A 13,894-nucleotide genomic window follows, 5' to 3' on the forward strand; every position below is an offset into this window, starting at 1 on the left:
CGTATCAGTGTTGTCACTAAATAAAGGAATCTCTATGAAATTGTTCACCCGTGGAAAGTCTAGTGAGTTGGCAAAAAGTGTTTTTGCAAAAGTAATGATAGCTTCAACGGTAGTTGTTTTATCAACATCAATATTTTCAGTACAAGCTGCACAGGACGCCGTAATTAATGTGCAGGGTGTAGGGGCGGTAGAAGTAACGCCCAATGCTTACTCGGTGACGTTGGTTGTTGAGGAAGAAGGAAATACCGTAGGAAAGCTGAATAACCAGCTCGACTCAGATTTACGTTCCATTGTTAAATTTTTACTTAGTGAAGGCATAGAAGAAAAGCATATTCAAAGTATGCAGGTACGACTGCAGCCTCGCTACATCAATACCCCCCAAGGGCGTGTGCAAGAAGGCTTTACGCTTTCTCGTGATATCACTGTAACTTCGACTGACCTCGATACTTACGACAAAGTACTTGATGGTGTGCTTAAAAGAGGTGTCGATCGTATCCAACAGTTTAATTTCATTTCTATAGGTGAAGGCGATGCTTATCAAAAGGCGCTTATTGCTGCTGTGAAAGACGCAAAGCAACGTGCACAGTTATTAGCGAAAGAATTGGGTATAGAAGTAGGCGAAGTTGTTGCAATCTCAGAATCTGGTGGCAATATGCCGATTCCAGTAATGCGCGCAGAGGCTTTTGCCAAAGACATGTCTATGTCTCTACCAGGGCAAGAGCGTGTAGAAGCGCGGGTTAATGTGTCTTTTAACATTGTTCAATAGCAGGAAATACGATTGAAAGAACAACAGTATGGCCAGTTAATTAGCCAAGCTAAGAGTTTGGTATCTGGCGAGCACGATCTTATCGCTAATATGGCAAATATAAGTGCGCTGCTTTTCAATAGCCTCGAAGAGGTGAATTGGGCAGGTTTTTATTTGTATAAAGAAGACCAGTTAGTACTGGGGCCATTCCAGGGGCAACCTGCATGTATTCGCATTCCTCTTGGAAAAGGTGTTTGTGGTACGAGTGCAAGTACAAGAACGGTACAGCGTATAGCAGATGTGCATCAATTCGAGGGACATATCGCTTGTGACGCTGCATCAAACTCTGAGATAGTTGTTCCTCTGGTGTTAAACGATACGCTTATTGGCGTATTGGACATCGACAGTCCTGTTTTTGAACGCTTTACCGAAGAAGACGAAAAAGGGCTAATTGAGATTGCTCAAATTCTTATGGATTCGCAGAAATAATTATGAAGTCCAGTGTTGATATTCACGTTGTTTTATCCACCTTTGAAGATATGGAAGACTTTCATGATGACCCAGATGAGGCATCTGAACGTTTAAATTTCATTCTTCACGGAATATATGACAATGCGGAAGAAGATATTGAAACACAGCGTTTAGAGCAAATTTTGCACTACGCATGGGAATCTTGGCAACAAGATAAGCATTTATTAGAAATAGATGACGACGAATTGCTTGATTGGGTTGACCACACGCTGGCAACTTGGGATGATGCAAGTAACGATGAAATCTCCTGAATAATTTAGAAAGTTAATGGAATCACCAGAGAAGTTTAACAACAGTAAGGAAGTAATAGCTTTCCTTGCAGAGACCTTTCCGAAATGTTTTAGCATTGAAGGCGAGGCCCGCCCACTTAAGATCGGTATTTTTCAAGATCTTGCCACTCGTTTAGAAGAAGAGGAACGTGTTAGTAAAACACTTCTTCGCTCTACGCTTCGTCATTACACCAATAGTTGGCGCTATCTTCATAGCATCAAAGAAGGTGCACATCGTGTAGATTTAGACGGCGTTGAAGGCGATGCAATTGAAAAAGAACACGCTGATCATGCTCAGCAGCAGTTGGAAGAAAGCAAAGCGAAAGCCGCTGAAAAGCGCAAAGCAAAGCTAGCCCAACAGCCTAAGCGAAAAGATAAACGTCAATTTAACCGTCCAAAAGGTGAAAAATCTGCAAATTCGGACCATGCTGATAGTAAGCGCGGAACTAAACCGAAAAATAACAGACCAAACAATACACCGCCTGCAAAATTGACGGACAGTGATTTACAGCAAGGTACTCAAGTTACCGTTAAGTTAGGTAAAGCACCTATGCCAGCAGTAATTACAGAAGTTGCTAAAGATGGCATTCACGTTCAATTAGACTCAGGCATGGTAGTTAAAGTAAACGCAGACGCTTTACGTTTGGCACGCTCCAAGAGGTCGTAAATATGAGAGACATCCTTCGAATTTCCATCGCCAGTGCTTTTCTTACCGTTGGGGTAGGAGCGGGCGCAGTTACGTCAACACCTGAAGTAGACGAGCTTCCTATCTTACAGCAGGAATCTCAACATAGTGTTGCGGCTAAGCGAGTAAGCGCACTCTTTACCAGAGCGCACTACAAGGAAATATCGTTGGATGATGCACTCTCAGCTCGAGTTTATCAGCGCTTTATCGATTCACTAGATCACAACAAGCAAGTGCTTTTGTTATCAGACGTAGTTGGTTTTGAGAAATACCGCACGTTATTTGATGACGCGCTGAGCAAAGGCAACCTTTCAGTTGCTTATGATATGTACAACGTTAGCGCTAAACGACGTATCGAACGTTATGAGTTTGCGTTAGAGTTGTTAGAAAAAGGTCCGTTCGACTTCGAAAAAGAAGGCGATAAGTTTTTTTATGACAGAGAAGATGCTGAATGGCCTGCTAACAAAGCTGAGTTAGATGAAATTTGGCGTCAACGCGTTAAGTACGATGCGTTGAATCTTATACTCGCGGACAAAACGTGGGAAGAAGCAAAAGAGCTACTTTCAAAGCGCTACACGCGCGCTATTAAACGCACTAAGCAAGCAAAAAGCGAAGACGTTTTTCAAACAGCTATGAATGCTTTTGCCCGCACAATTGAAGCTCATACCAGTTATTTATCGCCTCGTAACGCTGAACGTTTCCAGATGGACATGAATTTGTCATTCGAGGGAATAGGCGCTGTACTTCAGAGCGAAGATGACTACACCGTCATTAAAAGCGTAGTGCCTGGCGGTCCAGCAGATGAGTCAGGTGCGATCAAGCCAGAAGATAAAATTGTTGGTGTAGCGCAAGATGACGAAGAATTTGTAGACGTTATCGGCTGGCGATTAGACGAAGTGGTCGAGTTAATTAAAGGCCCTAAAGGCAGTACCGTCCGTTTGCAGGTTGAAAAAGGCGCGACTGACGCAAAAACAACGTCAGTAGTCAGCCTAACTCGCGATAAAATTAAGTTAGAAGACCGCGCAGCCAAGTCGGAAGTTTATATACCTGAGACCGGTCCTCACGCAGGTGAACCGCTAGGTGTCATTACTATTCCAAGCTTTTACAACAACCTAAGTATGGATGTTGCGAAAGAAATTGAAAGCTTGAAAGCGCAGAACGTTAAAGGCGTAATTGTTGATTTACGTGGCAACGGTGGTGGTTCTTTGACTGAAGCAACACTGTTAACGGGTCTATTTATCGAAAAAGGCCCAGTGGTACAAATCCGCTACGGTCAAAGCAAAGTTAGTGTTAATCGCGATACAGACGGCGAAGTAGCCTACGATGGTCCGCTAACGGTACTTGTGGACAGATACAGCGCATCGGCTTCAGAAATTTTTGCAGCTGCAATGCAAGACTATAATCGTGCACTAATTGTTGGTGAACAAACGTTTGGTAAAGGTACAGTGCAACAGCACCGCGGCTTAGGCAAAATCTACGACCTTTACGATAACCCATTAGGTAGTGTTCAGTTTACTATTGCAAAGTTCTATCGTATCGACGGTGGTAGTACACAGCATAAAGGCGTAATTCCAGATATTCTATACCCTTCTGCAATAGAACCAGCAGAGTGGGGTGAAAGCCAAGCAGAGAATGCGTTGCCATGGGACAGCATCAACCGAGCTAACTACACCACGTTTGCGGATGGTACTGCAGCCCTTGACGTACTCACTGCAAAACACAATAAACGTATTCTTCAGGACCCTGAGTTCTCTTATATTCAAGACGATATTAAAGAGTACAAAGAGAATAAAGATAAGAATTTCATCTCGTTAGTTAAGTCGGTACGTGAAGCTGAAAAGAAAGAAGCGGAAGCAAAATCGCTCGCACGTGCTAACGAACGTTTACAGCGAATGGGAATGGAAACAGTCACAACATTGGACGACTTACCTGAAGATATGGAAGAATTAGATCCATTCTTGGATGAGGCAGCCAACATCACATTCGATATGATCGAAACAGGCCGTTACGCTATCACAAGAAACTAAGTGATTAGAAAAAAGGGCTGGTCTAGGGCCAGCCCTTTTTTTGTGTCTATAAATTATTAAAACAATAATAAAGGGAAATAACATGGCTATCAGAGGCGAATTTTCCTCTCGTATAGGGTTCGTGCTAGCAGCGGCAGGCTCAGCAGTAGGACTAGGTAATATCTGGGGCTTTCCCACAAAGGTAGCAAGTAACGGCGGTGCAGCGTTTGTTCTCGTTTACTTATTACTTGCTTTCGTACTTGCTTATCCCGTACTTATGGCTGAACTCATCATTGGACGTAGCTCACGTTCAAATATGGTAGACGCTTTAGGTAAAATCTCAGGTAACTTCATTGGAAGGCTAACCGGGATATGGGGCTGTGTTACCGTATCGCTTATCCTGGCTTTCTACGCCATTGTTGGTGGGTGGATGCTGGTTTATTTCGCTGATGCTGCTGTAAGTATGGTTGGATTAACAAGCGCCAGCGACTGGTTACTTACATCCTCAGTTACGCGTAACGTTATTTTCTGCTTTTTATTCATGGGGTTAACTGCATTCATCGTAGTAGGTGGCGTAAAGTCGGGAATTGAAAAGTGGTCAGTGCGACTTATGCCTACTCTGGTCATTCTTATCCTTGCATTGATTGTTTATGTAAGTCTTCAACCGGGGGCGGTAGAGGGCTGGTCAGCGTATCTAGTACCTGATTTCTCCCGTGTTTTAGATCCAGACTTGCTTATTAATGCAATGGGACAAGCATTCTTCTCTATGTCATTGGGTGTAGGTACGATGCTGGTTTATGGGTCATACCTAAGCAAGAATGAAAACTTACCGAGTATTGGTGCTTCTGTTGCTCTAGTAGATATTGGCGTAGCGGTTATTGCAGGTATGTTAATTATTCCCGCTATGTACGTTGCGCTAAATAATGGTGTTGAAATCTTCACACCGGAAGGCGCATTGATTCAAGGCGACACACTTATATTCAAGGTCTTACCCGCACTGTTTGATACAATCGGAACAGTAGGGCTTTTCGTTGCGTTTACCTTTTTTGCCCTAATGGCAATTGCAGCAGTCACGTCGTCCATTTCAATGCTAGAAGTACCCGTTGCATTTATGGTAGAGAGTAAGGGCCTTCAACGCAAGAAAGCCGTCTTGCTGATGTCATCAGTAATTTTCGCACTTAGCTGCATCATTATTTTAAATTTTGACGCGTTGTTTGGTTTCGTGATTGCACTTACTACTGAATACAGCCAGCCTTTACTTGGCTTTGCACTTTGTATTTTTGCTGGTTGGGTTTGGCGCAGAGACGCGATATTAGAAGAACTTAAACAAGGCGACCAATTTGCTGAACACAGTATTTTCTGGAAGATTTGGCCTTGGTATGTTCGTTTTGTGTGTCCAGTGATTATTGCGCTAATGTTCTATCGCTCAGTATTCTAGCGCTAGGCTCAAAGATAATAGCTCAATCGTAGTCAGCACGCTCAACGCGTTAAAAATACAATAATAAGGTTTTTGAAATCGACATGACGAACAAAGAAATAAAAACACCGTCACTTCTTGATGCATTACTTCCTATTCTTGCATTAGTCGTAATGATGGGAAGCGCAGTTTATCTTTTTGCAGATAACTCTTCATATGGTCCTAACCAAATTGCTCTTCTTTTAGCTATGGGCTTGGCTGCCATTATCGGTATGAAAAATGGTTATAGCTGGAAGACAATCGAGAAGGGCATCGTTGACGGTATCTCTATGTCTTTGGGCGCCTGCTTAATTCTACTAGCCGTGGGTTCACTCATTGGTACGTGGATGCTTGCTGGAACCGTACCCACGCTTATTTATTTTGGTTTAGAGTTGCTTAACCCTTCGTTTTTCTATGCTGCTGCTTGTTTAATTTGTGCAGTTGTTGCAATGAGTATTGGCAGTTCATGGACCACTGCCGCTACAGTGGGTGTTGCGTTAATGGGCGTTTCTGCAGGCATGGAAATGTCGGCAGCAATCACGGCTGGGGCAGTGGTGTCTGGCGCTTATTTTGGCGATAAAATCTCACCTTTGTCAGAGACAACTAACTTGGCGCCAGCTGTTGCGGGTACCGATTTATTTGAGCATATTCGCTACATGCTTTGGACAACCATTCCAAGCTTTGTTATTGCACTTATTCTATTTACGATTCTAGGCTTTAGCGAAGTCGGTGAAGCCAAAGCAGAGCGCATTGAACAAATGCAGCTGCTGCTAAATGAGTCTTTTGATTTGGGCTGGCACTTACTTGTTCCATTAGTAGTTCTGCTAACGTTAGCCATTAAAAAAATGCCTGCATTCCCGGCAGTGTTCATGGGTGCCTTGCTAGGTGGCATATGGGCTGTTGTGTTTCAGTGGGACGTAGTTACCTCTATGGCAAGTAGCGACGATTCAGTGAATGTTGGCGCGCTGAAAGTGGTCTGGACTGCGCTATTTGATGGCGTAAGCTTTTCAACGCCCGACGAGAACTTAAATAGCTTACTTTCTCGTGGCGGTATGTCTTCCATGTTAAATACCATTTGGTTGATCATTTGTGCTATGTCGTTCGGTGCCGTATTAGAGCGTGTTGGACTATTAAAGCGTGCAGTTTCAGCCATACTCATTGGCGCTAAATCTGCCGGAGATATGGTGAGCCGAACTATTCTTACTTGTTTTGGTACTAACTTGGTTACTGCCGACCAATACATCTCAATTGTAATGCCTGGTCGTATGTATAAAGAAGAATTCAAAAAGCGTGGCTTAGACCAGCTGAATCTTTCTCGCAGCCTTGAAGACGGCGGCACGCTAACGTCACCACTTATTCCTTGGAACACGTGTGGTGCTTATATGCACAGCGTTTTATTAGTAAATCCATTTGATTACGTTTTCTATGCATTCTTCAACGTAATAAACCCGATCCTTGCTGTTGTTTACGCGTATTTAGGTATTAAGATTTTACGTATTACGCCACCGCATGTTGAAGTAAACAGCAAAGGTACGGTTTAACAACACGTTCCAACTAACCCCACGTAGGCTTTCTTCTAGGAGGATCTATGTCAGTTCAAGCTAAACGCCGGGCGGATTATCAGCCGCCCGCTTTTTCAATAGCGACAGTTGACCTACATATAACGCTTCACCCAACTCAAACTAAAGTTATTAGTACATTAGCGGTAACTCGCAGCGGCGAGCATAATAATCCTTTAGTCCTCGATGGCGATAATTTATCGCTAGATTCCATTGCTATTAACGGCACGCCTTTATCTACCAGTGAATACACAGTAACAGATAGTTCACTAAGCATTGTTACTGACCTGGATGACTTCGTATTAGAAATTACCAATACGATTGCCCCTGAACAGAATAAAGCACTGGAAGGTTTGTATTTATCAGGTGGTGCTTATTGCACGCAGTGTGAAGCGGAAGGTTTTCGCCGCATTACCTATTTTCTAGACCGTCCTGATGTTTTATCGGTCTACACAGTAACCGTGGTTGCCGATAAATCAGTGCCTATGCTGCTAGCAAACGGCAACCCTGTAGAGAAAGGCGATATAGACGAGAACACACACTTCGTTAAATGGCACGACCCACACCCGAAACCTTGCTACCTATTTGCACTTGTCGCCGGCGACTTTGATTTACTCACCGATAGCTACACGACTACGAGTGGAAAAAAGGTTGCACTAGAACTTTATGTTGATAAGGGTAAAAAGTCTCAAGGTGTCTTCGCATTAGAATCGCTCAAGCGGGCGATGAAGTGGGACGAAGATGTTTTTGGTTTAGAATACGACCTTGATATTTACATGATTGTTGCCGTTGACTTCTTCAATATGGGAGCGATGGAAAACAAAGGGTTAAATGTATTCAACAGTAAGTTTGTATTAGCTGATCAAAAGAGTGCGACTGACGATGACTTTTTTAATGTGGAGTCGGTAATCGCGCACGAATACTTTCACAACTGGACAGGCAACCGGGTTACCTGTCGCGATTGGTTCCAGTTAAGTCTTAAAGAAGGCTTAACCGTTTTTAGAGATCAACAGTTCAGCGCTGATATGACTTCAGCATTGAGCAACCGTATAAAACATGTTCGTGTCATGCGTGAACACCAATTTGCGGAAGACGCAAGCGCAATGAGCCATCCGATTCGCCCTGAAGAAGTTATTGAGATGAACAATTTCTATACGGTGACGGTTTATGACAAAGGCGCAGAAGTTATTCGCATGTTCCACACATTGTTAGGGGCTGATGGCTTCAGACGCGGAATGGATGAATACTTTAGACGGCACGATGGTCAGGCAGTAACGTGTGACGATTTCATTGCAGCTATGCAGTCTGCCACTGATTTAGATTTAACCCAATTTGCGCGCTGGTACAGTCAATCTGGTACGCCAGTAATTTCAGTTGAGCATAGTACTGAAGATGCTGAAAATGGCGCAGTGAAGCATACTTTCACACTGTCACAGCACACACCGGCCACCTCCGATCAAAGTGAAAAGCTTCCGCTGTACATACCAGTTAACATCGAAATTATCGACGAGAAGGGTCATACCTATACAGATAATGAGTCGGTCATTCAAAACGGAATGGTTATTCTCAAAGACGCCTCCATGCACTTCACTGTCAACGCAGAGACTGACCAATTGACGCCCGTAGTATTGGGTAATTTTTCTGCTCCAGCAAAGGTGGAAAATCCGCTGGGAATAGGTTCGTTACTTACTATCTTTAAATATGCTCAAGACCCGTTTAATCGATGGGACGCAATGCAAACTTTGTATGACCGCTGCGTTAAACAACTAGAAGAGTCACCTGGTTCTGCCATTAGTAATGACATCTGGGACGGTATCAAGCATGCGATAGCACAAGAGCAAAACAATCTTGAGTTGCTAGGTGAGTGTTTAGTTATCCCTTCATTTGAAACCTTATGTCAAAGCCGCAGCAATATTAACGTTTCTGCACTTTCGAAAGCGAGAAAGGCATTTTGCGACCAGTTTGCTCGTGCACTAGAGCAAGAATTATTACAAGTTTTCAACAACATCGAGAAAACGGCTTATCAATATAACCAAGAAGCTGTCAATCAACGACGTTGTAAAAATGTGGTGCTCGCTCACTTGGCGAGATTGTCACAGCATGAAAACCTCGTTGTGTCTCAGTTCGACACCGCCGATAACATGACTGACACACTAGGTGCATTGCGAAGTGCCCAGCACTGTAGTGCATCCACCTTTGATAGGTTAATGGAAAGATTCGAAGAAACATGGAATCATGATCCTCTTGTGTTGGACAAATGGTTCGCGCTTCATGCGACACAAAATCGAGACGATATTTTCGCAACTATCACTATGTTGTGCGAACACCCACAGTTCGCGATGAGTAACCCTAACCGCGTTCGTTCTGTTATAGGTAGTTTTGCATTCTATAATAGTGAAAGGTTCCACGCGCTCGATGGCAGCGGATACAAATTCGTTACCGACTATTTACTTAAGCTAGACGCAGTAAATCCACAGGTAGCGGCGCGTATTGTGACACCTTTAACCCAATGGCGAGGCTTTGCAAGCGAACACCAAGTTCACATGAAGCAGCAGCTTGGGCGCTTGCTTAATCACAAAGGCCTAAGTAAAGACGTGTTTGAAAAAGTAAGTAAAAGCCTTGCTTATGACAAGCATTAGACCGTCTGACTCCGTCTTTTATTTTTCTATAAACGCACCTTATCAGCAATGTGAGGTGCTCTATGTTCCGTCAATGCCGGACGTGGTAATGGTTAGTGAGTCAGGAATTAGCGTTCAGGTTCCCACTAATCGGTTGCGCCAGTTTGTGACATCGGATGGCATCAAAGGTCGTTTTAGGATGATTGTCGATGCGAACAAAAAAATTAAATCTTTCGAAAGGCTCGCTTAGGGCCTTTCTATTCCAAGCTCACCCTCCACATAGTTTTGGTTCTGAAATTCTCTTAAAAAAGCTTTAGTCAGTTAAAACTTCGAATCCCTTCGCTAATACGAAATTTGCCTCAACATTCCTTTACAACAAATTTGTACAATTTTCCTGCAAGTTTATAAATGCCTTTTATACTGACAATAAAGCAATAACTATTTGATACGACTAATGTTGTAAATTTTGTTAACTGGTAGGATTAGTTCTTGCGGTTATGGCAAAATGATGTAATGATTTTGTTAATCGTTATGGTTGGTCATGATGTCACGTATTAAGTCACATCGACTTGGGAGTATAAAAATATGAAAAACGGGCCTAGCGCTTTTAAGATATCACCGGTAGCAGCGGGAGTTCTCTCACTGCTAGGTGCTGCTGCAGTACCAGCACACGCTGCAAATTGGCAAGTAGGTGATGTAAGTATTTCTTTAGATTCAACATTTACATTAGCTACAAGTATTCGAACAGAGGCACGAGATTACAGCCTTATTGGTAACAGTAACCACCCTCAATTCGACTGGAGCGGTTATCACGCAGCTTTCAACCCTATATACCCAAGTGCCGATGTGTGGGCGCTGGCAGATGGCGGTTACTCAACTAACGGTGATTTGGGTAACCTTGCGCACGATCCAGGTGACGCATTTGCAACGCAAATTTCAGGAAGCCATGAATTAGACGTTAATTTTGGTGACTATGGTTTCTTCGCCCGTGGCTTTTGGTTCTACGACTTCGAGCAAATGGACGGCGATCGCCCATATTCTAACCCGATTACGGGCAACCAATACGACCTGTGCCAAGATCCTGAAGCAGAAGACCTACTTTGTACCGATGTACGTTTATACGATGCATTTTTCTACGGCGATTGGTGGATTGGTGACAAGCCGCTTACACTTCGCGTAGGTCGTCAGGTAATCAGCTGGGGTGAGAGTACTTTCATTCAGCATGGTATTAACACTACTAACCCTGTAGACGTTACCCGTGCACGCGCACCAGGCGCAGAACTGAAAGAAGTATTCCTTCCTGTAGGTATGGTATACGCGTCATTAGGTTTAACAGATACTGTTAGTATTTCTGGTTACTATCAATACGAGTGGGAACGCAGCTGGCTTCCAGTATCTGGTAGCTACTTTGCCGGTAACGATTTTGCGGGTGAGGGCGGTCAACGCCAGAATATTCAGCTTGGCTTCAGTGGTAACCCTGATATCGACTTAGATCACCTATTAAGTGCTTTAAATGGCTACGGTGACTTACTTCGTTCAGGCGCAAATCCTGCTGATATTTCGCAAGCTTACCTGGCTTATCCTACAAAGGTAGCTATTCGTGGCTTCTCGGATGAAGCGCACAACGATGCAGATGATCAAGGCCAGTATGGTTTGCGTTTAACCTGGTTTGCTGAAAACTTGAACGAAACTGAATTCAGTTTCTATCACATTAATTATCACAGCCAACGTCCGCTTATTTCTGGTAAAACTTCAGACTTTACTGCTGAAGGCATTGGTGCTGACTTAGCATTCTTAGCTACTAATACCGTAACTCGCGATAACATTACTGAACTGGGTGCATTTACTCAATCAGAGTTCTATTACCCTGAAGACATCAAACTTTACGGTATGAGTTTTAACACTAACATTGGCACTACAGCCCTCGCTGGTGAATTCGCTTACCGTGTAGACGAGCCACTTCAAATCGATGATGTAGAGTTGCTTTATATGGGTATGCCAGAACAGCTAGCAAACGCAGGCCTTCGTCCTGATTTAGCAGGCATCTCTCAACTAAACAATATCGGAAGAGCAGTGGGCCCAGGCGAAACAGCTGACGGCTACCTTTTCTCTGATACATGGCAAATGCAGTTTACCGCCTCTCATGTATTTGGCCCTAAATTCGGCTCTGACAACTTCGTGTTACTAGGCGAAGTAGGTTATGTAAACGTTGTTGATATGCCAGATCCAAACGTAATTCGTTTAAATGCGCCAGGTACATCGCGTACTCCTTCACTAGAGCCTATCAATGGCAACAATCGTGAAGGCCTACACCAGGCGTTATCTGACGGACCAGAGACAAACCCGTTTGCTACTAACGATGCGTGGGGTTACCGCTTACTTGCTGTCGCTGATTACAACGACATCATGGCCGGCATTAACCTACGTGCTCGTGCAACGTTCTCTCACGATGTAGAGGGTACAACACCAGATCCTCTATTCCTTTTCACAGAAGATGTTAAGTCTGCTGCAATTTCATTGACGTTCGACTACCTAAGCAAGTGGTCAGCAACGGCGTCGTACAGCGCTTTCTGGGGCGGCATTGGTACTACTAATGCGTTATCAGACAGAGACTTCGTTTCATTTAACATCAAATATGCAATCTAAGAGTGGTATTTATGATTAGAAAAGTAGGAATTATCGCTGCGGCTTTGTCACTTGCTTTGTCAGGTGCGAGCGCGATGGCAAAGGTGTCTGATGCAGATGCCAACAAACTAGGTAACGAGTTGACGCCACTGGGTGCTATGAAAGCAGGTAATGCGGACGGCAGTATTCCAGCGTGGACTGGCGGTATTACCTCTGCTCCAGCGGGTTATACGGTAGGTGATCATCACCCAGACCCATATCCTGAAGATAAGGTGCTGTTTGAAATTACTGCACAAAACTACAAAGAGTATGCAGAATTCTTATCTGAAGGTCAGAAAAAGCTTTTCGAAGCTTACCCTGAAACCTTCCGTATGCCGGTTTACCCAACGCGCCGTTCTGCGTCTAACCCGCAGGCTGTTTACGACGCAACTAAGGTAAACGCAACTAATGCAGAATTATTAGACGGCGGTAACGGAATTAAAGGTGCAGTACTCGGTATTCCTTTCCCAATCCCTCAAAACGGTCTTGAGGCAATTTGGAACCATATTCTACGCTATCGTGGTGAAGCGGTTCAGCGTAACGGTGGTCAAGCAGCAGTTACCACTGGCGGTGATTACAACGTAATTGGTTTTGATGAACAATTATTAATTAAGTACGCGGAAGAAGGTGCTACACCAGAAAAGCTAACTGACGAAAACGTACTTTTCATGTTCAAGCAAAAAGTAACTAAACCTGCACGTTTGGCTGGAACTGCATTACTTGTTCATGAAACGGTTGACCAGGTTAAAGAGCCACGTAAAGCATGGACATACAACACAGGTCAGCGCCGTGTTCGTTTGGCGCCAAACATTGCTTATGATACGCCAGGAACAGCGGCTGACGGCCTTCGTACTACTGATGACTTTGATATGTTTAACGGCTCTCCAAACCGCTACAACTGGAAGTTAGTAGGTAAAAGAGAAATGTTTGTAGCGTATAATAACTACGCGCTACATTCAGATAATGCTAAGTACGATGATATCTTAAAGCCTAACCACGTTAATCCAGACTTAACACGTTGGGAAAAACACCGTGTTTGGGAAGTGGAAGCTACCTTGAAAGACGGATTCCGTCATATTTATCAGAAACGTGTTTTCTTCATTGACGAAGACAGCTGGCAAATTCAAGTTGCTGATATGTATGATAATCGTGGCGAACTTTATCGCGTTGGTGTAGCGTATGGTGTGAACTATTATGAAGTTCCAACTCAGTGGTCAACGTTAGACGTTTACCATGACTTGAACTCACGTCGTTACCTGGCCATCGGCCTAGATAACGAAGAAGAGATGTACGACTTCACCGTACGTCCTCGAGATGTGGAATTCACACCTCAGGCGTTACGACGAGAAGGTATGCGCTAA

Annotated in this window: 11 protein-coding genes; all 11 read left to right on the forward strand. The window is 43.8% G+C overall.

The features are described from left to right. The first annotated feature begins 34 nt into the window (after positions 1–34). Positions 35–766 carry an SIMPL domain-containing protein gene (locus BGK61_RS17490; RefSeq protein WP_076011648.1) on the forward strand — a complete coding sequence of 244 codons (732 nt, stop codon included), beginning with the start codon at positions 35–37 and terminating at the stop codon, positions 764–766. A 12-nt stretch (positions 767–778) separates the two neighbouring features. Further along, the gene (locus tag BGK61_RS17495; RefSeq protein WP_014998395.1) at positions 779–1,234 is read left to right on the forward strand and encodes a GAF domain-containing protein; all 456 of its coding nucleotides are present in this window, start codon (positions 779–781) and stop codon (positions 1,232–1,234) included. 2 nt (positions 1,235–1,236) lie between these two features. Beyond that, on the forward strand, positions 1,237–1,527 hold the full coding sequence (locus BGK61_RS17500) for a hypothetical protein (RefSeq protein WP_014998396.1): 291 nt from the start codon (positions 1,237–1,239) through the stop codon (positions 1,525–1,527). Positions 1,528–1,543: 16 nt separating this feature from the next. Next, positions 1,544–2,212, forward strand: a complete 669-nt coding sequence (gene proQ / locus BGK61_RS17505) for an RNA chaperone ProQ (protein WP_076011649.1) — start codon at positions 1,544–1,546, stop codon at positions 2,210–2,212. Between the two features lie 2 nt (positions 2,213–2,214). Further along, complete coding sequence (gene prc / locus BGK61_RS17510; RefSeq protein ID WP_014998398.1) at positions 2,215–4,257, forward strand: carboxy terminal-processing peptidase; 2,043 nt, start codon at positions 2,215–2,217, stop codon at positions 4,255–4,257. An 82-nt stretch (positions 4,258–4,339) separates the two neighbouring features. After that, positions 4,340–5,674: a sodium-dependent transporter gene (locus tag BGK61_RS17515; RefSeq protein WP_076011650.1), complete on the forward strand. Its 1,335-nt coding sequence runs from the start codon at positions 4,340–4,342 to the stop codon at positions 5,672–5,674. 83 nt (positions 5,675–5,757) lie between these two features. After that, positions 5,758–7,233 carry a Na+/H+ antiporter NhaC gene (gene nhaC, locus BGK61_RS17520; RefSeq protein WP_014998400.1) on the forward strand — a complete coding sequence of 492 codons (1,476 nt, stop codon included), beginning with the start codon at positions 5,758–5,760 and terminating at the stop codon, positions 7,231–7,233. A gap of 47 nt (positions 7,234–7,280) precedes the next feature. Then, entirely contained in the window at positions 7,281–9,890 is a 2,610-nt protein-coding gene (gene pepN, locus BGK61_RS17525; RefSeq protein ID WP_076011651.1) for an aminopeptidase N, read from the forward strand. Further along, positions 9,877–10,119 (forward strand): DUF2835 family protein, encoded by a 243-nt coding sequence (locus BGK61_RS19840; protein ID WP_044556800.1) that lies wholly within the window; start codon positions 9,877–9,879, stop codon positions 10,117–10,119. Before pepN ends, BGK61_RS19840 begins: the two co-directional genes overlap by 14 nt. A 335-nt stretch (positions 10,120–10,454) precedes the next feature. Beyond that, positions 10,455–12,515, forward strand: coding sequence for a DUF1302 domain-containing protein (locus BGK61_RS17535; RefSeq protein ID WP_076011652.1), 2,061 nt, complete (start codon positions 10,455–10,457; stop codon positions 12,513–12,515). 11 nt (positions 12,516–12,526) lie between these two features. Further along, entirely contained in the window at positions 12,527–13,894 is a 1,368-nt protein-coding gene (locus BGK61_RS17540) for a DUF1329 domain-containing protein (protein ID WP_014998404.1), read from the forward strand.

It is taken from the genome of Alteromonas abrolhosensis (assembly GCF_001953635.1).
Classification (GTDB): Bacteria; Pseudomonadota; Gammaproteobacteria; order Enterobacterales; family Alteromonadaceae; genus Alteromonas; species Alteromonas abrolhosensis.

Bases quoted from the DNA above. Each gene is read 5' to 3' on its own strand.
- BGK61_RS17540 (WP_014998404.1), top strand. From the start codon at position 12,527: ATGATTAGAAAAGTAGGAATTATCGCTGCGGCTTTGTCACTTGCTTTG.
- BGK61_RS17535 (WP_076011652.1), top strand. From the start codon at position 10,455: ATGAAAAACGGGCCTAGCGCTTTTAAGATATCACCGGTAGCAGCGGGA.
- BGK61_RS17515 (WP_076011650.1), top strand. From the start codon at position 4,340: ATGGCTATCAGAGGCGAATTTTCCTCTCGTATAGGGTTCGTGCTAGCA.
- pepN (WP_076011651.1), top strand. From the start codon at position 7,281: ATGTCAGTTCAAGCTAAACGCCGGGCGGATTATCAGCCGCCCGCTTTT.
- BGK61_RS19840 (WP_044556800.1), top strand. From the start codon at position 9,877: ATGACAAGCATTAGACCGTCTGACTCCGTCTTTTATTTTTCTATAAAC.
- nhaC (WP_014998400.1), top strand. From the start codon at position 5,758: ATGACGAACAAAGAAATAAAAACACCGTCACTTCTTGATGCATTACTT.
- prc (WP_014998398.1), top strand. From the start codon at position 2,215: ATGAGAGACATCCTTCGAATTTCCATCGCCAGTGCTTTTCTTACCGTT.
- BGK61_RS17500 (WP_014998396.1), top strand. From the start codon at position 1,237: ATGAAGTCCAGTGTTGATATTCACGTTGTTTTATCCACCTTTGAAGAT.
- proQ (WP_076011649.1), top strand. From the start codon at position 1,544: ATGGAATCACCAGAGAAGTTTAACAACAGTAAGGAAGTAATAGCTTTC.
- BGK61_RS17490 (WP_076011648.1), top strand. From the start codon at position 35: ATGAAATTGTTCACCCGTGGAAAGTCTAGTGAGTTGGCAAAAAGTGTT.